Annotated in this window: 18 protein-coding genes; 9 read left to right on the top strand and 9 right to left on the bottom strand. The window is 47.6% G+C overall.

Going from position 1 to position 24236, the window contains the following annotated elements:
- Window position 1 precedes the first annotated feature (1 nt).
- The gene (locus tag BQ9893_RS05060) at window positions 2–3217 is read left to right on the top strand and encodes an efflux RND transporter permease subunit (protein ID WP_075965015.1); all 3216 of its coding nucleotides are present in this window, start codon (window positions 2–4) and stop codon (window positions 3215–3217) included.
- Window positions 3214–4581, top strand: a complete 1368-nt coding sequence (locus BQ9893_RS05055) for a TolC family protein (RefSeq protein ID WP_075965014.1) — start codon at window positions 3214–3216, stop codon at window positions 4579–4581. Before BQ9893_RS05060 ends, BQ9893_RS05055 begins: the two co-directional genes overlap by 4 nt.
- 64 nt (window positions 4582–4645) lie before the next feature.
- Here BQ9893_RS05055 and trpA read toward each other — a convergent pair whose 3' ends face one another.
- The 8 genes from trpA to BQ9893_RS05015 form a co-directional block, all read right to left on the bottom strand.
- On the bottom strand, window positions 4646–5416 hold the full coding sequence (gene trpA / locus BQ9893_RS05050; protein ID WP_075965013.1) for a tryptophan synthase subunit alpha: 771 nt from the start codon (window positions 5414–5416) through the stop codon (window positions 4646–4648).
- Between the two features lie 17 nt (window positions 5417–5433).
- On the bottom strand, window positions 5434–6105 hold the full coding sequence (locus tag BQ9893_RS05045; protein ID WP_075965012.1) for a phosphoribosylanthranilate isomerase: 672 nt from the start codon (window positions 6103–6105) through the stop codon (window positions 5434–5436).
- A complete protein-coding gene (trpC, locus tag BQ9893_RS05040; RefSeq protein WP_075965011.1) occupies window positions 6102–6911 on the bottom strand; it encodes an indole-3-glycerol phosphate synthase TrpC in 810 nt (269 codons plus the stop codon). The genes BQ9893_RS05045 and trpC overlap by 4 nt, the downstream gene beginning before the upstream one ends.
- Window position 6912: 1 nt before the next feature.
- On the bottom strand, window positions 6913–7911 hold the full coding sequence (gene trpD / locus BQ9893_RS05035) for an anthranilate phosphoribosyltransferase (RefSeq protein WP_075965421.1): 999 nt from the start codon (window positions 7909–7911) through the stop codon (window positions 6913–6915).
- Window positions 7912–7941: 30 nt separating this feature from the next.
- Complete coding sequence (locus tag BQ9893_RS05030; protein WP_075965010.1) at window positions 7942–8517, bottom strand: anthranilate synthase component II; 576 nt, start codon at window positions 8515–8517, stop codon at window positions 7942–7944.
- Between the two features lie 27 nt (window positions 8518–8544).
- On the bottom strand, window positions 8545–9948 hold the full coding sequence (locus BQ9893_RS05025; protein ID WP_075965009.1) for an anthranilate synthase component I family protein: 1404 nt from the start codon (window positions 9946–9948) through the stop codon (window positions 8545–8547).
- 14 nt (window positions 9949–9962) lie between these two features.
- Window positions 9963–11156 carry a tryptophan synthase subunit beta gene (gene trpB / locus BQ9893_RS05020; RefSeq protein WP_075965008.1) on the bottom strand — a complete coding sequence of 398 codons (1194 nt, stop codon included), beginning with the start codon at window positions 11154–11156 and terminating at the stop codon, window positions 9963–9965.
- A gap of 511 nt (window positions 11157–11667) precedes the next feature.
- Window positions 11668–12642, bottom strand: coding sequence for a carboxylesterase family protein (locus BQ9893_RS05015; RefSeq protein WP_081415368.1), 975 nt, complete (start codon window positions 12640–12642; stop codon window positions 11668–11670).
- A gap of 506 nt (window positions 12643–13148) precedes the next feature.
- On the opposite strand from BQ9893_RS05015, the gene BQ9893_RS05010 reads away from it, so the two are divergent.
- The 4 genes from BQ9893_RS05010 (at window position 13149) to BQ9893_RS04990 (ending at window position 20237) form a co-directional block, all read left to right on the top strand.
- Complete coding sequence (locus tag BQ9893_RS05010; RefSeq protein ID WP_075965006.1) at window positions 13149–15434, top strand: TonB-dependent receptor; 2286 nt, start codon at window positions 13149–13151, stop codon at window positions 15432–15434.
- 194 nt (window positions 15435–15628) lie between these two features.
- Window positions 15629–16510 (top strand): FecR family protein, encoded by an 882-nt coding sequence (locus tag BQ9893_RS05000; protein ID WP_075965004.1) that lies wholly within the window; start codon window positions 15629–15631, stop codon window positions 16508–16510.
- A 3-nt stretch (window positions 16511–16513) separates the two neighbouring features.
- Window positions 16514–19222 carry a TonB-dependent receptor gene (locus BQ9893_RS04995; RefSeq protein ID WP_075965003.1) on the top strand — a complete coding sequence of 903 codons (2709 nt, stop codon included), beginning with the start codon at window positions 16514–16516 and terminating at the stop codon, window positions 19220–19222.
- A 19-nt stretch (window positions 19223–19241) separates the two neighbouring features.
- A complete protein-coding gene (locus tag BQ9893_RS04990) occupies window positions 19242–20237 on the top strand; it encodes a DUF4249 domain-containing protein (protein ID WP_075965002.1) in 996 nt (331 codons plus the stop codon).
- A 13-nt stretch (window positions 20238–20250) separates the two neighbouring features.
- Here the strand turns inward: BQ9893_RS04990 and BQ9893_RS04985 are convergent, their stop codons facing one another.
- On the bottom strand, window positions 20251–20829 hold the full coding sequence (locus BQ9893_RS04985; protein ID WP_075965001.1) for an HdeD family acid-resistance protein: 579 nt from the start codon (window positions 20827–20829) through the stop codon (window positions 20251–20253).
- Between the two features lie 190 nt (window positions 20830–21019).
- On the opposite strand from BQ9893_RS04985, the gene rfbA reads away from it, so the two are divergent.
- The 3 genes from rfbA (at window position 21020) to gmd (ending at window position 24232) form a co-directional block, all read left to right on the top strand.
- The gene (gene rfbA, locus BQ9893_RS04980) at window positions 21020–21904 is read left to right on the top strand and encodes a glucose-1-phosphate thymidylyltransferase RfbA (protein ID WP_075965000.1); all 885 of its coding nucleotides are present in this window, start codon (window positions 21020–21022) and stop codon (window positions 21902–21904) included.
- Window positions 21897–22970 carry a GDP-L-fucose synthase family protein gene (locus BQ9893_RS04975; RefSeq protein ID WP_075964999.1) on the top strand — a complete coding sequence of 358 codons (1074 nt, stop codon included), beginning with the start codon at window positions 21897–21899 and terminating at the stop codon, window positions 22968–22970. The genes rfbA and BQ9893_RS04975 overlap by 8 nt, the downstream gene beginning before the upstream one ends.
- A gap of 110 nt (window positions 22971–23080) precedes the next feature.
- Window positions 23081–24232: a GDP-mannose 4,6-dehydratase gene (gene gmd / locus BQ9893_RS04970; protein WP_075964998.1), complete on the top strand. Its 1152-nt coding sequence runs from the start codon at window positions 23081–23083 to the stop codon at window positions 24230–24232.
- Window positions 24233–24236 lie beyond the last annotated feature (4 nt).

Genomic DNA, 24236 nt, shown 5'->3' with positions numbered 1-24236 from the left:
AATGAATTTAAGAACCTTTATAGAACGCCCCATCCTGTCGGCTGTCATCTCTATTTCGATAGTCGTTGTGGGCATTATCGGGCTTTTTACATTGCCCGTAGAACAATACCCCGACATTGCCCCGCCTACGATCCAAGTGAGTACTACTTATTTCGGGGCGAGTGCGGAAACCTTGCTGAAGAGTGTCGTCGCCCCGTTGGAAGAGGCGATAAACGGTGTGGAAGATATGACATATATGACTTCGTCTGCCTCTAATGCGGGCACGGTCAGCATTACCGTTTACTTCAAGCAAGGGACAAATCCGGATATGGCAGCCGTCAACGTCCAGAACCGTGTCTCGAAAGCCACCGGCCAGTTGCCGGCCGAGGTAACGCAGGTCGGTGTTACGACTTCCAAGCGGCAAACCAGTATCTTGCAGATGTTTTCACTGTACAGCCCGGACGACTCGTACGACGAGAAGTTTCTCTCCAATTACATCAGTATCAACCTGAAACCTTCCATCCTTCGTATACAGGGTGTCGGCGACATGATGGTCATGGGAGGCGACTACAGTATGCGTATCTGGATGAAGCCGGATGTGATGGCCCAGTACAAACTGATTCCTTCGGATGTGACGCAGGTGCTTGCCGAGCAGAATATCGAGTCGGCGACCGGATCGTTTGGTGAGAATTCGGATGAAACTTACCAGTACACCATGAAGTATAAAGGTCGCCTGATCACACCCGAAGAGTTCGGCGAAATCGTGATCCGTTCGACCGAGGATGGTGAGGTGTTGAAACTGAAGACTATCGCTGATATCGAAATGGGGGAGGAAACCTATGCCTATCATGGCGGTATGGACGGGCACCCCGGTGTTTCCTGTATGATCTTCCAGACAGCCGGTTCAAACGCTACGGAAGTAAACCAGAATATCGACGCATTCCTGGAAGAAGCGCGGAAAGATTTACCTAAGGGTGTGGAGCTGACTCAGGTGATGAGCTCCAACGACTTCCTGTTCGCATCAATTCATGAGGTGATAAAGACTTTATTTGAAGCTATCCTGTTGGTGATCTTAGTGGTGTATGTATTCTTGCAGGATATCCGTTCGACGGTTATCCCGCTGGTGGGGATCGTGGTTTCGCTGATCGGGACGTTTGCATTTATGTCGATTGCCGGGTTCAGTATCAACCTGATTACCTTGTTTGCATTGGTATTGGTGATCGGGACCGTGGTGGACGATGCGATTGTCGTCGTCGAGGCGGTGCAGGCACGCTTCGATGTCGGGTACCGCTCTTCCTATATGGCCAGTATCGATGCGATGAAAGGAATCAGTAATGCCGTTATCACCTCTTCACTGGTGTTTATGGCCGTGTTTATCCCGGTTTCGTTCATGAGCGGGACTTCGGGAACGTTCTATACCCAGTTCGGTTTGACAATGGCGGTAGCGGTCGGAATATCGGCAGTCAACGCACTGACGTTGAGTCCGGCGCTTTGTGCCCTTTTCCTGAAGCCTTATATTAATGAGGACGGCATGCAGAACAATAACTTTGCCGCCCGTTTCCGTAAAGCTTTCAATGCAGCATTCGATTCGATGGTCGAAAAGTATAAGAAGGGAGTGCTGTTCTTTATCAAACGGAAGTGGATGGTCTGGTCGCTGCTTGCCTGCTCTGTCGTGCTGTTGGCATTTCTGATGAACACGACGAAAACGAGTCTGGTGCCCGACGAAGACCAAGGTGTCGTCTTTGTTAATGTCAGTACGGCAGCCGGTAGCTCGCTAAAGACGACGGACGATGTGATGAAGCGCATCGAACAGCGTTTGGAGGGCATCCCGCAGGTGTTGCATGTCCAGAAAGTCTCCGGTTACGGTCTGCTGGCCGGACAGGGAAACTCTTTCGGTATGTTGATTCTGAAGCTCAAACCGTGGGACGAACGTACGGGCAAGGGAGAAGACGTGCAAGCCGTTATCGGGCAAGTCTACGGCATGACGGCGGACATAAAGGACGCCAGTGTCTTCGCCATCTCTCCGGGAATGATCCCCGGTTATGGCATGGGTAACGCGCTGGAACTGCATATGCAGGATAAGCAAGGCGGTGATATCGGTACGTTCTTCACGACGACACAGCAATATTTAGGGGCACTGAACCAACGTCCCGAAATCTCGATGGCTTACTCTACTTTCGATGTCCGTTATCCGCAATGGATCGTAGAGATCGATGCTTCGAAGTGCAAGCGTGCCGGGATAACACCGGATGCGGTGCTCAGCACGCTGTCGGGCTACTATGGAGGACAGTATGTCTCTAACTTCAACCGTTTTTCCAAGGTGTACAAAGTGATGATACAGGCCGATCCGAAATACCGTGTCGACGAGGCTTCCCTGAGCAATATCTTCGTACGCATGGCCAATGGAGAAATGTCGCCGCTCAGTCAGTTCGTGACACTGACACGCAGCTATGGAGCGGAATCCTTGAGCCGTTTCAATATGTACAACTCCATAGCCGTGAACGCGATGCCGGCAGAAGGCTACAGTACCGGCGACGCCATCCGTGCCGTACAGGAGACAGCCGAGCAGGCCCTTCCGAAAGGCTACGGCTATGATTTCGGAGGAATTACCCGCGAAGAGAATACACAGAGCAATACGACCATCATCATCTTCGGCATTTGCTTCCTCATGATCTATTTGATCCTGAGCGCACTTTACGAAAGTTTCCTGATCCCGTTCGCGGTGTTGCTGGCTGTCCCGTTTGGCTTGACCGGATCTTTCCTTTTTGCCAAAATGATGGGCTTGGAGAATAATATATACTTGCAGACAGGTCTGATCATGCTGATCGGTTTGCTTGCCAAGACCGCCATCCTGCTGACGGAGTATGCGACCGAGCGCCGTAAAGCCGGAATGAGCCTGACTTCTGCCGCTCTTTCGGCTGCCAAAGCCCGTTTGCGCCCGATCCTGATGACAGCCGGAACGATGATATTCGGATTGTTGCCCTTGATGGTGGCGACGGGAGTAGGAGCCAACGGTAACAGTTCCTTAGGTACGGGTACGGTTGGAGGTATGCTGATCGGTACGCTGGCGTTGCTGTTTGTCGTACCTTCTTTGTTCATCGTGTTCCAATATTTGCAAGAGAAGGTCCGTCCCATCCAGTTTCAGCCGGCTTCCGATTGGCAGATCCAGGAAGAGTATGTGGAAGCAGAGGAGGAAAGAGAACGTTACATGGAAAGTAAAAACGAAGAGAAAAAATGAGAAAAGAGATATTGATTATAACCGTCGCAGCGTTCACACTGAATAGCTGCGGCATCTATACGAAATATAAACCGTCGACCCAAGTTCCGGAAGACCTCTACGGAGAAGAGGTCGCACTGAGCGACAGCGCGGACAATCTTGGCAATCTTGGCTGGCGGGAAGTCTTTACCGATCCGCATCTTCGTGAATTGATCGAACAGGGCTTGCAAAACAATACCGACCTTCAGTCCGCACAGTGGCGTGTCGAGGAGGCCGAGGCCACGCTGATGTCTGCCAAGTTGGCTTTCCTGCCCTCGTTTGCCCTCGCCCCACAGGGAACGGTGAGCAGTTTCGATGGAGGCAAAGCTACACAGGCCTATTCCGTGCCCGTCACAGCCAGTTGGGAATTGGATATTTTCGGCCGTATGCGTAATGCCAAGCGCCAGGCAAGAGCGTTGCTCGAACAGAGTCATGACTACAGGCAGGCGGTTCAGACACAGCTTGTGTCCGGTATAGCCAATGTCTACTATACATTGTTGATGCTGGATGAGCAGCTTGCGATCTCGGAACGTACGCAGCAATCGTGGAAGGAAACCGTCGATGCCACACGCGCCTTGATGGATGCGGGCTTGGCAAACGAAGCCGCCGTATCGCAGATGGAGGCTACCTATTACAGTATTTCTACCTCGATACTCGACTTGAAGGAGCAGATCAACCAGACGGAAAACAGCCTGTCGCTTCTGTTGGCGGAAAGCCCTCGCAGTGTCGGGCGTGGCAAGTTGGAAGGACAAGCATTGCCCGATCATCTTGCCGTAGGCATTCCGATGCAGATGCTTTCAAACCGTCCTGATGTGCGCCGTGCGGAACATTCGCTCGAAAGCGCTTTCTATGCCACCAACCAAGCACGTTCCGCGTTCTATCCATCTGTTGTCTTAAGCGGCAGTGCCGGATGGACAAATTCGGCCGGAAGCATGATCGTCAATCCGGGGAAATTTCTTGCGACGGCTATCGGGTCGCTCACTCAGCCATTGTTCAACCGAGGAGCGAATATCGCTCAGTTGAAGATCGCCAAAGCACAACAGGAGGAGGCCGAATTAAGTTTTCGCCAGGCTCTTCTCAATGCCGGATCAGAGGTGAACGATGCGTTGGTGAAGTACCAGACTGCCCGTGATAAGGCTGGGCTTTTCGAGAAACAGATAGCTTCGCTTGAAAAAGCATACGAAAGTACTTCTTTGACGATGCAGTACGGAAATACAACCTATTTGGAAGTTCTGACGGCCCAACAGAGTTTACTGAACGCACAGTTGACGCAAGTGGCGAACCGTTTTACGGAAATACAAGGTGTGATCAATCTGTATCAAGCGTTGGGAGGTGGAAGAGAGTAGTAGTCCTTTGAGGTAAGCCTGATTTATTGCCGTCCCCCAGCCCTGTTTGCTGGGGGACGACTGTTCATTCCTGGAGGGCTGCCAGCAACTTATCGACGGCAACGGCGATCGGTTCGTTTTTCAATAGTTGTATGAATTTGCTGCCGATGATAGCCCCTGATGAGTTAGCGGCGGCAGCCTCGAAAGTGGCTTTGTTCGATATGCCGAAACCGACCAATCGCGGATTCCGGAGGCCCATCCCGTTGATGCGGTGGAAATAAGCCTGCTTTTGTTCGTTGAAACTCTGTTGTGCTCCGGTCGTGGCGGCGCTCGATACCATATAGATGAAACCGCTTGTATGTTCGTCGATCAGACGGATACGTTCTTCAGACGTTTCGGGGGTGATGAGCATGATCATTTTGAGGTTATACTGGTCGGCGATGGCTTTATAATCCGCCATATAATCGGCGAAAGGCAGGTCCGGGATGATCATGCCGTCCACACCTGTCTGCACGCATTTCTTGCAGAACGCTTCGAAACCATACTGCATGATCGGGTTCAGATAACCCATCAGGATAATCGGGATATGCACATCTTGACGGATATTTTCCAACTGGTCGAACAGGAGGCGTAGCGACATCCCGTTTCGTAACGCGGCAGTGGAGGCTTCCTGGATTACCGGGCCGTCCGCCATCGGGTCGGAGAAGGGAATACCGATCTCGACCATGTCAATTCCTTTTTTTTCTAACTCTTTTAATATCTTCGTCGTATCATTCAAGTTCGGATATCCGGCGGTGAAGAAGACGGAAAGGATTCCGTTCTTTTTCGTGTTGAATAAGTTTGTAATACGGTTCATTTTTTTGATTTGTGATTTCAGATTTTTGAATTATGATTTTGAATCTCTGTTAGGAACTCCTTTAGTTTTCCAATGTCTTTCAAACCCGGCTCGATCTCGAATCCGCTGTTCAGGTCGATCCCTGCAAAACGGGGATGCCGGAAAGAGCGTATAGCCTTGGCGCTTTCCGGTCGGAGGCCTCCACTTAACAGAAAAGGTGTCTTGCCTTGATAGGCTTCAAGTACGGACCAATCGAATTGTCTGCCGGAACCTCCATAACTGTTACATTTGGTATCGAAAAGAAAGTAATCGACGCGTCCCTCGTAGCCGGCCGTTTGTTCGAGATCGTCGGCTGTCGCAATCTGGAAAGCCTTGATCAGCGAATAGCCGCGCTTTTGCAGGGCATGGCAATCGTCCGGCGTCTCGTTCCCGTGCAGTTGCAGGTAATCGAGATGGAAAGATTCCGCTGTTTTCGTCAACTCCTCAAAGGAAGCGTTGACAAAAACACCGACCTTTTTCACTGGGCAATTGATAATTGGCAATTGACAATTGGAGTGCCGCTTGCCGCCATAGCCAATCGTCCATTGTTCATTGTCCATTATTCTTCGCGGGCTTCTCGCGAAGAATATCAGTCCTATCCAGTCGACACCCAAGGCGGCGACCTCCCGTATGTTTTCGGGATCGCGCATTCCGCAAACTTTGATGATCATGACAATCCTCCTATGAATTGAGTGAGCGTGTCGCCCGGCACATCGGTTTTCATGAACGTCTCGCCGATCAGGAATCCGCAAAAACCGGCTTCCCTGAGGTTCGAGACGGTGGCCGTTGCCGAAATGCCGCTTTCCGACACTAACAGAGGAGAGAGGCCTCTTTCGCGAGTGACCGTTTGCATTGCCTTTGCCAGGCGGAAGGAGTTTTCCACGTCAGTATGAAATGTTCCGAGGTTGCGGTTATTCACGCCCAGCATATCGACAAATGTGTTGAGGTGTTCAAGTTCTCCTTCGGAATGGATTTCCAACAGCACTTCCATGTCGAGGATGTGGGCTAACTCCGCAAATGTAAGGCACTGTTCCGGAGTAAGACAGGCGGCGATCAGCAGGACGGCATCGGCCCCCATCACGCGTGCCTGATAAAGTTGATATTCGTCAATGATGAAGTCTTTCCTCAACAAAGGCAGGTCTACTAGGCTGCGTGCTTTGCAAAGGTCTCCTAAAGAGCCTCCGAAAAAGTTCGAATCGGTCAGGACGGAACAGGCGGAAGCACCGCCCTTTTCATAAGCAGGCAACACATCGGCTACGGCTGCATCGGGGTGTAGCCAGCCTTTCGAAGGGCTTTTCCGCTTAAACTCGGCAATGATACCCGACGAGGATGCTGCGAGAGCCGCCCGCATGGAACGGGTAGGGCGTTCGAGCCGTTCACCGCCCAACCCCAACAAGGTCTGTAACCGGACAGCTTGTTTTTGCCGCTCCACTTCGATGCGTTTATTCACTATAATATCTTGTAATATATCATTCATATTATTTGCTATTCAAATTGATGAACGTGTTGAATGTTTGCAATGCTTTACCGCTTTCCAATGCTTCGCGGGCTTCGTCCAAGCATTCCGTGATTTTCTTTTCGGGGCAGATGACTTGGATAGCGAAAGCGGAATTGGCGATTACACAATTCTTTTGTGCCGGAGTCGCCCGGTTGTTCAGGACATCGTCAAAGATGCGGGCTGCTTCAGCCACAGTCTCGCCGCCATCCAGTTCCGCTTCCGTTGCGCGGGGAAAACCTAACATTTCGGGTGTGTAGAGTTTCTCTTTTTCTGGCATTGCGACCTTGAATTCCGCTGTCAGCGAGATTTCGTCATATCCGTCGAGGCTATGTACGATGGCAAAACGCGTACCGCTCTCCTGGTAGGTGTAGCTGTAAAGCCTGAGCAATGGCAGGTTGTACACACCTAACAACTGGTAGGTCGGCATCACCGGGTTGACCAGCGGACCGAGCATGTTGAAGAAGCTGCGTACTCCCAAGCTTTTCCGTACCGGAGCAACGGCTTTCAATGCCGGATTGAACAGCGGCGCATGCAGGTAGGCAATATGGCAGGTTTCCATCGAACGGCGCAACCGGTCGATATCGGTCGTAAACTTCACACCATGTTGCTCCATTACGTTACTGGCGCCACTGACCGAAGTCGCTCCGTAGTTTCCGTGTTTCACAACGTTATATCCGGCACCGGCTACGACAAAGCAGGAAGTCGTGCTGATATTAAACGTATTCTTCCCATCGCCTCCTGTCCCCACGATGTCGATCGGCTTGAACTCCGACAAATCCACCGGGACACGCATATCGAGCAGTGCCTCCCGGAAACCAGCCAACTCTTCAACGGAGATATTACGCATCAGGTATACCGTTATCAAGCTGGCAATCTGTGAATCATTATACTTGCCTTCCGCAATGTTCTGAAGAATCGTCCGTGCCTCGTCACGTCCTAAATACTGATGTTCGAATAATCTATATAATATATCTTTCATTTTCCATTCCGAATTTTCAATTTTCAACTTTCAATTTTCAGATCCCGAGATCCAGTTTCGTATGATTGTCTTTCCCTTGGGTGTCAGTACGGATTCCGGGTGGAACTGGATGCCGCGAACATCATATTCGCGATGGCGGAGTGCCATGATTTGTCCTTCCTCTGTATCTTCCGCCGTGATCTCCAGGCAGTCGGGGAAATTTTCTTTTGAGACGACCCACGAATGGTAGCGACCGGCACGGAAACCGGATTCCAGACCTGCAAACAACGGATCTTTCACTATCACCCGTATGTCCGAACAGACTCCGTGATGAACATCCGTCAGGTTGATAAGCGTTGCGCCGAATGCTTCTCCGATGGCCTGCTCTCCGAGGCAGACGCCTAAGATGCTCTTGGTCGGAGCATAGCGACGGATCAACGGCAGCAGGATACCGGCCTCTTCCGGGATGCCCGGACCGGGAGACAAAAGGATCTTGTCAAAACGTTCCACTTCATCTAATGATATCTTGTCATTGCGATGTACTTCAACATCCACACCCAATTCCTTCAGTATGTGCAACAAGTTGTAGGTAAAGGAATCATAATTATCGAATAGTAATACTTTCATAAAAAACTTTGTTTGTTGGTTTAATTGTCAATTGATTAGCGTTGTTGCCAGATCGATCGCTTTCTTCAAAGCGCCTAATTTGTTGTTGACTTCCTGCAATTCCCGCTCATCGTTGCTTTTGGCGACAATGCCGGCTCCTGCTTGGTAGTACAGGACATTTCCACGGCTGACGAATGTGCGGATCGTGATCGCTTGGTTCAGGTCGCCGTCAAAGCCGATAAACCCGATGCAACCGCCATAGGCGCCTCGATTATGCTTTTCTATATCCGTAATCAGCTGCATGGCGCGTACCTTCGGTGCCCCGCTCAGTGTTCCGGCAGGGAATGTGTCTATGTAGGTCTTGACCGGATTGCTATCAGCATTGATCTCACCGCTGACACGCGACACCAGATGGATGACATGGCTGTAGTATTGCACTTCCTTGTAGAAATCGACCTGCACGTCATGTGCATTGCGCGAGAGGTCGTTGCGGGCAAGGTCGACTAACATTACATGCTCGGCATTCTCTTTCGGATCGGCGAGCAGAGCTTCGGTGCGCTGTTTGTCCAAGGCGACATCTCCCGTGCGGAAAGCCGTGCCTGCGATCGGGTCGATGCTTGCATGTCCGTTGGCGACTTTGCAGTGCGTTTCAGGTGAGGAACCGAAAATGCGGAATCCTCCGAAGTCGAAATAAAACAGGTAGGGAGACGGATTTATACTCCGGAGAGCACGGTAAACCTTGAAATCGTCTCCTTTGAACGCTTGCTCGAACCGGCGGCTCAGTACGATCTGGAATACGTCTCCGCGGAGGCAGTGGCGGATGCCTTCCCGCACCATCGCTTTGTATTCTTCCCCGCTGATCGGAGATGTTTCAGGGCCGATGGCCTGGAAGTTGTAAGATGCATAGTTTCGGTTTTCGATCAATGTCTCTATTTCCTGCAAATTGGAGTTTTCGCCCGGTTGCAGCAGTTCGACCAGTGTCAACTCGTTTTTGAAGTGATTGAACACAAGTACATACTTATATAATATGTAGAGCATATCGGGAGCATCGTTTTCTTCATGGTGTGCTTCCATCACCGGGATGTTCTCAAAGTAGCGTACGGCGTCAAAAGCCGTATATCCGAACAGTCCGCAGACTTTCCTGTCGGGACCTTCTATCGAGAAGCGTTTTAAAAACGCATTCATGGCATCCGCCACATTGAATGTTTCCGTCAATGGCGTAACCTCGCTTTTCCCATCAGGAAAGATAGCCGTACATTCTCCATTGTTGATTCCGATGCTTGCCAGCGGACAAAGCGCTATATAGGAAAGGCTGTTTTCGTTCCCATGAAAGTCGGAACTTTCCAATAAGGCCGATTCCGGATAAATATCCCGGACCTTCAAGTAGATACTGACAGGTGTGTGAAGGTCGCCGAGCACCTTTCTGCTTATTGTTTTAAATGTATAGTCCATGTTTTTTTGAATTGTCAATTGTCCGTTGTTGATTTGTGATTAATATAAGTTTCCATATCCTTGTCTCCCCGGCCCGATACCGTCAGGACAACGACGTCTTCCGGTTTGAACTTTATCTTGGGTAATGCACCTAATGCATGTGCACTTTCAAGTGCCGGGATAATACCCTCGATACGTGTCAGGCAAAAGGCCGCATCTAACGCCTCGTCGTCATTGACGGCAAGAATCGTTGCCCGGTGAGTTTCCGACAGGTTGGCGTGGATCGGCCCGATACCCGGATAGTCCAGCCCGGCAGAGATGGAGTAGGGTTCTTCTATCTGTCCGTCCTCGTTTTGCATCACTAACGTACGCGCTCCATGTATGATGCCTTTCTTGCCTAACTGGATGGTTGCCGCGCTTTTCCCGGTCGTAATCCCCAAACCGCCTGCTTCGGCAAGAACGATTTTCACCCGTTCGTCATCAATAAAATGGTAGATCGTCCCGGCTGCGTTGCTTCCACCGCCCACGCAGGCGATCAGATAGTCCGGATAGTCACGCCCTTCCTGTTCCAACAACTGCTTTTTGATCTCTTCGCTGATGACGGATTGCAAACGCGCCACCATGTCCGGATAAGGATGAGGGCCGACTGTCGATCCGATGATATAGTACGTGTCGGAAGGATGGCAACACCAGTCGCGGATCGCTTCGTTGGTCGCGTCTTTCAGTGTCATATTGCCGGAAGTGACGGGGACGACCGTCGCGCCCAGCATCTCCATCTTCTGCACATTTGCATGTTGGCGTTCCACATCCGTCTTGCCCATATAGACGATACATTCCATATTCATCAACGCACAGACGGTAGCGGTAGCCACGCCGTGCTGTCCGGCTCCCGTCTCGGCTATGATACGGGTTTTCCCCATCCGGCGTGCCAGTAGTATTTGTCCGATCGTGTTGTTGATCTTGTGAGCGCCGGTATGGTTCAGGTCCTCACGCTTCAGATATATCTTGCAACCATACTTCTCGCTCAACCTTTTTGCCAGGTAAAGAGGGGAAGGGCGTCCGACATAGTCCCGAAGCAACTGGTTGAATTCTTTTTTGAAGCTGTCGCTTTCCAATACTTCCAGATACTTCTTCTGTAAATTTTCCACACATTGGTGAAGTATTTCGGGCACATATGCCCCTCCAAACTCACCATAATACCCATTTTCATCAACTTGATACGTTTTCATCGTTTTATCTGTTATTATTTATTCTTTTTATCTTTTCAAATCTTTGTAATCGCCTTAAACGGAAAAAGGCCTGCCGTAAGTACGACAGACCTTTTTTATATCACGATGGTATATACATGAGGACTGGTTCCTTACGACCTTATGAGTTGTAAAGAGCGCCACCACCAATATGTATTTACTATACTTGTTCTCATGACTTTTTTTGTTATTTCGGCAGCAAATATATGCATTCTCTGACAAACTGCAAATAATTCGGCCGTTTTTTTGTTTATTTTATTTGAACAGTCCGGTCTTTCCTTTTAATTTCTCTTGTTTTTCAGAAATATATCCGAGATGATGGAGGAATATGATTTTAAGATTATCAAAATGTCACTACTACCCCCTCCAAATCGGATTAGTACCCCATGTTTTTTGAATTACACTAACGGGTAATATTTTTTAACCTTTCATAAAGTACTGATTTATTCGAATAGAGATAATAAAATGACACTTTATATTCTACACGAAGTTTTCAGTTTTTATAATATTTATCGGTTATGACTTTACCATTGCTATACAGACTACATCTGATATAAATACCCTTTTGAGTCGGTTCGGATGTTAGTCTTTGTCCATTGATGGAATACCAGGCTGTATTGACTAATTTGCTGTCATCCTTGGCTATAGGTGCTATTCCTGTTGGTTGCCCTTTAACATGTTTGAAAACCCATGCAAGACGCTCGTTGGTATAGCTCTTCTTACATACATCCTCATGAGTCCAACCGTCTTCAATATCAAACTTATATTCAGCCTTGCATTCATCCATTTCAGTCAGAAAGACTTCGACATTTGATATTTTCATGATTTTGTCAGCAGTACCCATAACGGTGTAAATCGGAACTTGTGAAACTGCCTCGGCATTCAAACCTGTCGGATTGCCTGCAACAGGCATGGCAGCGGCAAACAAATCCGGATGATTGGAGAGCATGTTCCATGTGCCTGTTCCACCCATAGAACCGCCAAAGATGTAAACCTTATTGGCATCAGCCACGCCTCTGTCTATATATGTTTTGAGTAGAGTTTCCAAAATATCTTGGGTAGAGCCAAGCCATGCCTTATCCGCAGGACATTGCGGTACGAGCATGATGGCCTTACGGTTGTTCTCAGACAGCCATAAGGCAATGGCTTTGATGCCTGGTTCCTGCATCTGAGTCTCGTTGTCGTCGCCCTTACTGGAGCCTCCATGCAGATATATGACAAGCGAAGCCTTGTCTCCGTAACCAGGAATAGTTGCTTTGCGGTATGGCAATGTCATCGTTTCGTTAGAAAAAGTCTCTTTGGAGAATTCTATTTTCTCGGTGACGGCATCGCTGAAAGCCAACTCTTGAACGAAGTGTTTGGCTTCGATTTCTGCCAATTGCTCATGGAAAATCTGCTGTGCAAATACGGTTACATAAGACACAATCATTGTGATTGCGATAAGTAATGTTCTAATAATGCGTGTCATAATTCTTCTATTTTACAATAAACATTGTTCATTGATAAAGATATCGTCTTACCTGTTGGCTTTCATATGCACAACTTATATGCAATATTCGCAAAATATCTCGATATCTGCAAACAGATAGCAGGTATTTAGTCAATGCACGAAGATGTGGTGTCTGAGTCTCCCCGATGTAGAAGCACGAGTATATCTTCAAGTTTGTGTTTGAAGTTACCCCCCTGATTGTTCTGCTGTATCCGGAGATTAAGGATACAAATTCTCTTAGATAAAAGAGTTGTGGTGACGCGGTAATTTATTTTTATAAAAAGTTGTGATTTTCAAATAATATCTCTTTCTTTGCTGAAAAACTGATAAATCTAAATTTTATGAGAAAAACGATTTTCTTCTTAGATACATTCTCTCCTCTATTTTAATACAAAAACAAAAAACAGTATACAAACATGACTAAATTACTATTTTTTTATATTCTACTTTTTTGTAGTTTTCCCGCTTTTGGAGAAACTATTTTATTGAGAGGTAAAATCGTAGACCAAAAGAAAAATCCCGTAGGATCTGCTTATGTGGAAGTGCAAAATGACAACAGTCAAATAATCGGTTATACATTAAGCGATACTTTGGGCTTTTTTACGATGGCGCTTCCTCCCAAACCAGAATATCAGGTCAATATTACGCATGTGGCATTCAATCCTCTCAGCAAGAAAGTAGTACCGAGCGAAAAAGAACATCTCTTTGTCATGGATGAGCGTGTAGAAAATATTGACGAAGTTGTTGTTACCAGTAGTTACACCAAAGCTATGAGAATGAATAGCGAAGGAAACATCGTGTTTGCACCAAAAACATTAGGTAACCTTGTCACCTACAACTTGCCACGTCTATTACAAATTTTGCCGAGCATACAAATTACATCCAGCGGAATCACCCAAAACGGACGCCCGACAGCCCTGCTGGTCAACGGCCATAAAAGAAATTTAAGCGGGAAAAGCATTGAAGCATTCTTACGGGCGATCCCGACCGACAAAGTAAAAGAGATCGTAATAACACCAATCTCGTCAGCCGGCGATCTGGCTTCGGAAAATGGAAGCATCAACATCATCCTGAAAAAAGAAGAGAACATGCTTGCAACCCAGATCGGCAGTGAATTGAATATACGGAAGGGCGGGGTATACGGAAACGGGAATGCTTTCCTGATGTACAACAAAAATAATTTCTACATGGATTTGTCCTTGGGCTATTATAATATTTATGACCGCAAAGACACAAAAGAAGAATCAACGTATGCCAATTCTTCTGCAACATCCTTGTTCGACTATAAGACAAACTCAAGGGAAGATGATTACTTCGGCAGCCTCAACTTGGAATGGGAAACGAAGCAAGGTCATAAACTGTTTGGAGCGGTCACAGGTTTTTATGACAACGGGACAACCCATGCGGACAACTTGATGGCTTTCAAACCGGACGAGAAACGGCAAGAGCAGACCAAAGGAATCGCCAGCCAAGATTTTGATGACGATCTGTATACTGTAGAAATGGAGTTCGCTTCCAACGACACGCTTCGGCACCAACACATTATTGGCTATGGCATTATATGGGGAAAAGCACATAACACGGGTTTCAACAACGAATCAACGACCGGTGGGGAGATAGAATCAGAGTTGCAACATAACACGATAAACCGGCACTACGGTTATCAACACCAAATGAAATACAACTATAAGTTTCTGCTCAATCCCGGTTCAACCTTGAAAGCCGGCGTTCACGTTGCTCTCGGAAATATACATCCCAAAAGCCAGTTTATAGAAAAAGATTTGACGGTAGAAGATTTTCTGTATGCCGACCGATACAATATGCACGAAAACACGTACGGAGGATTCGTTGAATACGCTTATAAACATGAAAATACTTCCGTTTCTGCCGGATTACGCTTGGAATATACCGATTATTCGGCTCGTTCGCAAGTCGACAACAAAAAGTATGACTATAACCGGATGGATTATTTTCCGTTTTTCTCCATCTATCAAAAAGTGGGTTCGATAGCAGATGTATCTTTGCGGTTGGCTTCAGGAATAGACCGTCCCCATTTTCTGGACTACGTGCCCAATTATAAGTATACCTCGAAATATGCTTATTCGGTCGGGAATCCGGATCTTAAGCCGTCCAGATTCTATTCTGCCACATTAGGAAGTATGTTTCTTGACTTCTTATATCTCGAATTCATCTATATGCACACGAAAGATATTATCAGCAAAATCAGCAAAAACGAGGAGAACTCTTTCCAAGTAGCGACAACAAACCTGAACTCTTCTGACGAAAACAGGTTCATATTTAGAATGAATTGCCCGTATGTTTTTTTGAATGACAGGTTGTCCGGATATTTGGGAACTTGGTTCGGATATGGGAAATACACGAATACTAAAGTCGATTTGGGAGAATACTATAATACAGACTATAAGGGCTTTTATTTGACAAACCAAACACAATATGAAATAATAGACAATCTCAATATAGGTTATGATTTGTATTATCAGCCCAAATTATATCTACAACAAGGTATTTCCGATCCTTTCTTTAAGTTAGGATTCGATATCTCATACAAAATAAGACATTTCGATCTCGGATTTAATGTGTCCAATGTATTGAATAGGACAAACAGAGGTGTGGATCTGAACGATAAAACTTATGCAAGATACAAAATCAACAAACATCAACCTGTTTATTCACTGACCGTAAAGTATAATTTCGGAAATGCCAATAAACGGAAATACCATAAAGGCATCGATTCATCGAGATTTAAATAAATTATTGTCTAACAGATTGATTCCTAACTATAGAATTCCTGCCCATGCCACACCTGCATGGGTAGAGGTATTGTATCCCAAAATCAAAGCTAAAATGAAAAAAAACGTTCTGTTGTTTATTTTTACGGAAAGTGCATAGTGAGTTTCTTGTTTCCACCTGTCTTTATCTCTGAAATCAAACAGAAGAGAAAAGCATGGAACCTTCATACGATCCTATAGAAAAGACACTGGACAAGCTCGTTGCTTCCACACGTTCGCCCCGCGGACGTTATTCCGCTCCCGAAAGTTGGAAATTGTTGGAGAGGCGGATCGTTCCTCCCCGGGCGAAGCGGCTGAGGCTGTTCCCTCTGGCAGGAGCTGTCGCAGCATCCGTCCTTCTTTGCCTTACAAGCTGGTTTATCTATGATTACCGAAAGCCGGCAACGATGCAGACAGTTTCAGCCGGTCCGGCCATATCGGTAATCACTTTGCCGGACCGTACGAAGGTGACGCTGAACCGCTATTCCTCTTTGACCTATCCGGACCGTTTCAAAGCGGACAGGCGGGAAGTGCAATTGCAGGGGGAGGCTTATTTCGAAGTCGAGAAAGACACCCTGCATCCCTTTATCGTGAAAGCGGACCCAGTCGAGGTCGAAGTGCTCGGAACACATTTTAATGTTGAAGCCTATCCCGGTGATGCAGAAGTGAAGACGACTCTGTTGGAAGGTTCCGTTGCCGTCAGTGCACCGGCTGGTAGCAGGCGGCTTAGGCTTTCTCCCGGGGAAAGTGCCATTTACAATCGGGCCGACAAAACATTGAAGGAAGAAAAAACAGAGGAAAACCGTACGGCTATCGGTTGGCGCGACGGCCATTTTCATTTTGACTATCTGCCGTTGCAGGAGATTGCACGGGAGTTGTCAAATGCTTTTCACGTGAAAATCAAGATTACGGATGAAGATATAAAGGATTTTCGTATCAGGGCGCATTTTACCGGAGGCGAGAGTTTGGATCAGATGCTCGATCTGCTTCAGTCTGCCGGAAATTTCAGTTATGCAAAGGTAAATGACACGATCTGGATCCATTCTAAACTTAACTAAGTCATGAATTATTACCTATATTGTCTCCGCCGGTTTGCCCGGCTTATTCTTCTATTATGGATAGTTTTCAGAATTGCGCCGCTCGTCGCACAAGACCGGGCGGCGCGTCTGGACTTCCAGGTCCGGCAAGCCACGCTGGACACTTTAGTCCGCCGGCTGGAGGACTCCACCGGCTTTTCGTTTATCTATGGCGAAAGAGTGCGGCTTCGGCAGCCCGTCACCCTCGATGTCCGCCAGAAGACCATCGAGGAAATCCTGCAACAAGCATTCAGGCAGGAAGCGATAACGTTTAAAATCTCCGGCACGCACATCTTGTTAGGCGAACGGCCTGTTTCCCGTAAATATACGGTCAGCGGATATATAACCGATTCCTTGTCGTCCGAAACGCTGATCGGCGCCAATGTCCTGGAATCCGGCTATCATACCGGGACTTCGACGAATCCTTTCGGGTTCTACAGCCTCACCTTGCCGGAAGGAGAGACCGGACTTTTCTTTTCGTATTTAGGATATGAAACCAAGCATTGCCGTTTCTTCTTAGACCGGGACACAGTGATGAACATCCGCTTGCAGACCAATAACCAGTTGGCGGAAGTCGTCGTCCTATCCGAAAAGAAAGAGACAGGCATCCGGGCAACGGGTATGGGCACGTTGGACATCCCGATGACACAGATCAAGAATACGCCGGCCATCTTGGGTGAGGCCGATATCCTCAAAACGATCCAGTTGATGCCCGGCGTACAGGCCGGAACGGAAGGGTTCAGCGGACTGTATGTGAGAGGAGGCGGACCGGATCAGAACCTGATCCTTCTGGATGGTATCCCCATCTACAATGCCGACCATATGTTGGGTGTGTTCTCCATCTTCACGCCGGAAGCGATGAAAAAGGTCACGCTTTTCAAAGGGTCGTTTCCCGCCCGCTACGGCGGCCGTCTGTCTTCTATCGTGGATATCCGGACAAACGACGGCGATATGCAGAATTACCACGGCACGGTCAGCATCGGTCTGTTGACCAGCAAGCTGCACCTCGAAGGCCCGATCCTGAAAGACAGGACATCCTTTTGCCTGACCGGTCGCCGTACCTATCTCGACCTGGTGGCAAGGCCGTTTTTGCCGGAGGACAAGAAGTACAATTACTATTTCTATGATATCAATGCCAAGGTGAACCATAAGTTTTCCGACCGTAGCCGCCTGTTCCTCAGTTTCTACAAAGGGAAAGACCATTACGATTATAAGCAGGACAAGGAATATGACGGCTATTCGAATAACTATGGGGCGAGTATGTATTTCTACAACAGCCGGATCGATTTCAACTGGGGGAACACGATTGCTGCCGGACGGTGGAATTATGTCTTCAACAGCAAGCTATTCAGCAATACGACCGTGGCATACAACCATTATCAGATGAGCATGGCAGACGCTTACCGGAAAGACATCTTCGAGACGGACAAAGACGGCAATCGGATAACCGATAAAAACGAATCGTATGTCTATAATTCCGATTACCGTTCCGGTATACACGACTGGAGTTTTCGGACGGATTTCGATTATATGCCTGCCCCTGACCATCATGTCAAGTTCGGGGCTACCTATCTGTATCATACGTTCCGCCCGGAGGTGACTACCTCGCGTGTGAAAGAAGCCGCAGACGGGCAGACGGCGCAGGACACTGTCTACAACGATTCTTCGAACAGCTATCTGCACGGACACGAGTTCTCGCTCTATGCCGAAGACAATGTCGATATCGGCGACCGTCTGAGCCTGAATGCCGGTATCCATCTCTCTCTGTTTTCCACGCAAGGGAAAGGCTACCTGTCGGCACAACCTCGCCTCTCTGCCCGATATCGTTTTCATGACGATTTTGCGGCAAAGGCCTCCTTCACGCAGATGGAACAGTATGTCCACCTGTTGTCATCCTCGCCGATTTCGCTGCCGACCGATTTGTGGGTCCCCGTAACTAAAGATATCCGCCCGATGCACTCTTTCCAGTATGCTGTCGGCGGTTATTATACCGGTGTGAAAGGGTGGGAGTTCTCTTTGGAAAGTTATTATAAGGATATGCATAATGTGTTGGAATACCAGGATGGCGCCACCTTTTTCGGATCATCCGGCGGATGGCAGGAAAAGGTGGAGATGGGCCGGGGACGTTCGTTCGGCCTGGAGGTTTTAGCCCAAAAAACCATCGGGAAAACAACGGGATGGTTGGGGTATACGATCGCCAAGAGCGACCGCCGGTTCAAGGATGGGACAGTCAACAACGGCGAACGTTTCCCTTATAAATACGACCGGCGCCACAACATCAACCTTTGTGTGAACCATGCTTTCAGCAAGAAAACGGATATTGGGATCACTTGGGTTTTCAATACGGGCGGAACGGCTACGGTCGCCGAGCAGCGTACCGGGACGGCATCGGGCAACTTGATCGACTACATTTCCCATCGCAACAATTACCGTCTCCCCGTCAGTCACCGGTTGAATCTGAGCATCAATTTCCATAAGAAACTGCGTCGTGGCATGCAGACTTGGAATATTTCGATCTATAACGCCTATAATGCCATGACTCCCAACCTTGTCTATAAGGAAGAAGAATATATCGGAGTAGAACATATTAAGCCGGATGGTAGCTATGAGACAATCTGGAAGCAAAAAACGAAACTGATAAAGCAGACGCTTCTGCCTTGTGTCCCTTCGATTACCTATACATACCGGTTCTGATAAAAAAAGAGGTAGAATTATGAAAAAGAAATTATCCCTGTTATTCATACTGGCTTCCATGCTGTTCCCGGCTTGCGAAAATGAACTTCCATACATGGACAAGCCGCAAGCTCCGCAACTTCTGATGAATGCTTTTCTCGAAGCCGGAAAGGAAGAGAACGGAGTGTTCCTGCGCATGGTCGAGGATGACGAGCTGCAGGCGGATTATGTGTCCAATGGCTCCATTACCGTCTATGTCAATGGCGAAAAGACCGAAACGGCGCAGGTGGAGAAGGTCTATGCCTTTTCCGGTGATCCCAATTGTAAGTTGAAAACCCCTTTCCGCCCCGGTGATCACATTCGCTTTGAGGCGACAACCGGAGACGGGCAATACCGGGCCGGCTGCGAGGTGGAAATCCCGTTGCCGATCGAAGAACCCATCCGTGTGGATACACTCCGTACGCAGCTGAGGGGCAGCTACAGTATGATGGATTGCATGCAATACAAAATAACGATCCACGACCGTCCGAACGAGAAAAACTATTACCGTCTTATTATCGAAGAAAATACATACCGGGTTTCTTCGGAAGATGGTGTCAGATACGGTCCCTTTCCTTTTTATCCCGAAATTATCAACCAAGAGGATATCGTGTTGACCGACGGGCATCTTACGACTGCCGACGACGACAAATTCGGTATCCTGGATTTGACAGTCCGTAATCTCAACAATGTCTTCACGGACGGGCGTTTTGAAAACGGCTCGTACACCCTTAAAGTCTACACCTCTGTTCCCAATATTAGCGAATCGAATAGAAAAGATCATTATTACTTGGATGTCACGGTCCGCCTGTTGAGCATATCACAACCGTATTATCGTTATTTGCGTGCGATGAACTGCCTGAATTCGGAAGATTATAACGAAACTTTTATGGAGCCGGTCATTGTCCCTCAAAACGTGTCGGGCGGTTTGGGTTTTGTCGGAGCTTCATCCGAACAGCAGGTAACTTTGCGGATGGTCGACCGGCCGCCATTTTAATATTCCGAACGGATTATCCGTTGTATTCTTTGTTCCGTTTGTGCAGGCTCTTCAGCTCGAAGGAAAGCATGACCCGGAAGATTCCGATGATCAGCAGAGTGTATGCGATCATATAGACAAGAGATAGCACGCCGAGGCCCGGCTGCCAGATGATGCCGATACTGCAAAGGATCGCCAGTACGCCGAAAGCCATATACCAGCCCCAGTTGCGAGTCCCATAACGTTTCAGGTCCATAGCATAGCCGGTTGAAGCAAAACCGCGGAACATCAGCCAGAAGGCAACGATGAAAGGCAACACAGCCATGCTCAAACCGATATTGGCCATTAGGTAGATGCCTAAAATCAAGTCGATGATACCGCTTGCCAGATACCAGCCCCAACTGGAAATATTCTTTTTGTTGGAGACGGCAAAAAGGATTTCCAGCGTGCCGCTGACAAACATGGAAATGCTGAACAAAACGCTCAGTGCGATATAGCTTGCCAGTGGTGTGAACATCAGGCAGATTGCAATAAGGATATAAAGCAGCCCCAGCAGCAGGGAAACCCACCAGTTTTTTACTCCGAAGTTGATTGTGTCAATAAAAGTCTTCATAATAAATTCGTTTTTTAATTATTTTGAAATCTACTTTGTAACAAACCTTGGGAAAGAAAAGTTCCGCCGGGCCGGTAAAGTGAATTATTTTTAATACATTTGCCCTTCATTATAATTATTAAGGGTTTATGATTTTGAATTACTATTGATACATAAATTCAAAATCATAAGTTATAAATCATAGAAGATTATGAAAGGTATTGTTTTAGCAGGAGGGTCCGGTACGCGTTTGTATCCGATAACCAAAGGAGTTTCAAAACAGTTATTGCCTATTTATGATAAACCGATGGTCTATTATCCGGTGTCAGTGTTGATGCTGGCCGGAATACGCGAGATATTGGTGATTTCCACACCGCAGGATCTTCCCGGTTTCCGGCGTCTGTTAGGCGACGGCTCCGATTATGGCGTTCGTTTCGAGTATGCCGAACAGCCTTCGCCGGACGGATTGGCACAGGCTTTTCTGATCGGAGAGGAGTTTATCGGGAATGATTCCGTTTGCTTGGTTTTGGGCGACAATATCTTTTACGGGCAGAGTTTTACGGCTATGCTGAAAGGCGCCGTGGCCGATGCGGAAAACGAACAAAAAGCAACAGTCTTCGGTTATTACGTCAATGATCCGGAACGCTATGGCGTGGCCGAATTCGATGAGGCGGGAAATGTGTTGAGCATTGAAGAAAAACCGGCATGCCCGAAATCGAATTATGCGGTTGTCGGTCTCTATTTCTATCCGAATAAGGTGGTGGAGGTTGCCAAACGGATTAAACCTTCCGCCCGTGGAGAACTGGAAATTACGACTGTCAACCAGGAATTCCTGAAGGACGAAGAATTGAAAGTCCGCCTTTTAGGACGTGGTTTTGCCTGGCTTGACACCGGCACGCACGATTCTCTTTCCGAAGCCTCTACCTTCGTCGAGGTGATCGAAAAACGGCAAGGGTTGAAAATAGCCTGCCTGGAAGAAATCGCTTACCGGAACGGCTGGATCGATGCTGAACGGTTGAGGCAGGTTGCCTCTCCGATGCTGAAGAACCAGTACGGACAATATCTGCTGAAATTGATAAAAGGAGAAAATGAATAAGGATAGTAAAATATTTGTAGCAGGTCATCGGGGCCTGGTCGGTTCCGCCATCCTGAAGAATCTGAAGACAAAAGGGTATACGAATTTTGTCTTGCGTACGCATATGGAACTGGATTTGACCGACCAGCAGGCCGTTCATGATTTCTTTGCGGTCGAGAAGCCGGAATATGTGTTCCTGTCGGCCGCCCATGTCGGAGGAATTATGGCGAACAGCCGTTACCGCGCCGACTTTATTTACGAGAATCTAATGATTCAGAACAATGTGATTCATGCTTCTTATCTGAATAAGGTAAAGAAACTCCTGTTCTTGGGGAGTACTTGCATTTATCCGGGAAACGCTCCGCAACCGATGCCGGAGGATTGCCTGCTTGCTTCGCCTCTCGAATATACGAATGAACCTTATGCGATTGCCAAGATTGCCGGGATCAAGATGTGCGAGAGTTATAACTTGCAATACGGGACTAACTATATTGCCGTGATGCCGACCAACCTGTATGGGCCGAATGATAATTTCAACCTGGAGACTTCGCATGTGCTGCCGGCCATGATCCGTAAAATACATTTAGGCAAATGTCTTTCCGAAGGAAATTGGGATGCTGTCCGGAAGGATTTGGATGGACGTCCGGTTGAAAACGTATCCGGTGATGCTTCCGAATCCGAAATATTGGAGCTCCTTGCCAAGTATGGCATCTATCCCGGTAAAGTGGAGCTATGGGGCACAGGCGAACCGCTCCGTGAGTTCCTTTGGAGCGAAGAGATGGCAGACGCTTCCGTCTATGTGATGGAAAAGGTCGATTTTGCCGATGTCTGTCCTGCTACCGGCGATATCCGGAATACACATATTAATATAGGTACAGGAAAAGAACTCACCATCCGGGAAGTGGCTTCCCTGATCCGTGAAAAGGTCGGTTTTACGGGTAATATCGTATTTGATTCGTCCAAACCGGACGGGACGATGCGTAAACTGACGGATGTTACGAAGCTGCATGCTTTGGGTTGGCATCATACGATTGAAGTGGACGAAGGGGTTGAACGCCTCTATAATTGGTACTTGCAGCATTTATGATTTGAGATTTATGATTTATGCGTTGATAATAAATCATAAATCTCAAATCATAAATCTGGAAACATAAATCTGGAAACATAAATCATAAATCACAAATCATACATCAAAAAGTGAGCAAAGTTGCATTAATAACAGGAATAACAGGGCAGGACGGAGCTTACCTGGCCGAATATTTGATTAAGAAGGGATATGTAGTACACGGCATCAAGCGCCGGTCGTCTATGTTCAACACGGATCGTATCGACCATCTTTATCAGGACCCGCATGTGGAAAACCGTAATCTGATCTTGCATTATGGCGATCTGACCGACAGTTTGAACCTGACTCGTATCATCGGTGAGACACAGCCGGACGAGATATATAATCTGGCGGCTATGAGTCATGTGAAAGTGAGTTTCGATACTCCCGAATATACGGCTAATGCCGATGGTCTGGGTGTCTTGCGTATCCTGGAGGCGGTTCGTCTGCTGAACCTGATCCCCAAGACACGTATTTACCAGGCTTCCACATCCGAACTTTATGGTTTGGTGCAGGAAGTTCCACAGAAAGAAACGACTCCTTTTTATCCGAGAAGTCCGTATGCCGTAGCCAAACTTTACGGTTACTGGATAACGGTGAACTATCGTGAGGCCTATAAAATGCATGCGTCGAACGGCATTTTGTTCAACCATGAGTCTCCTCTGAGAGGGGAAACCTTCGTGACGCGTAAGGTGACGCGGGCTGTTTCCCGTATTGCTTTAGGCATGCAGAAAAAGGTTTATATGGGGAATCTTTCTTCCAAACGCGACTGGGGACATGCAAAAGACTATGTCCGTGCGATGTATGCCATCCTTCAGCAGGACGAACCGTCCGATTACGTCATAGCGACGGGAATTACGACAACTATCCGCGATTTTTTGAAAATGGCGTTCGCCGAGATTGGCGTGGAAATTCTTTTTAAAGGAGAAAATGTTAATGAGGTAGCTGTCTTAAACTATATTGACGAAAAAGTGTTTATTGAAAGAGTCGGTGAGGCTTATCTCGATAATCTTCGGAAACGAATTGGGAATGAGGTGGTTGGTGTCGATCCGCAATATTTTCGTCCGACCGAAGTCGAGCTGCTGATCGGTGATGCGACAAAGGCTCGCACCCGCTTAGGCTGGGAGCCGAAGTACGATTTGCCCGCATTAATAGCGGATATGATATCCAATGATATAAAGTTGATGAAGAAAGAATCGTATCTTAGAAAAGGCGGCTATGAGATATTGAATTATTTTGAGTAGAATC

It is taken from the genome of Parabacteroides massiliensis, assembly GCF_900155425.1.
Taxonomy (GTDB): domain Bacteria; phylum Bacteroidota; class Bacteroidia; order Bacteroidales; family Tannerellaceae; genus Parabacteroides; species Parabacteroides massiliensis.
Note: the sequence above shows the minus strand (reverse complement) of the source record. Positions and strands in the feature narration are given on the sequence as shown.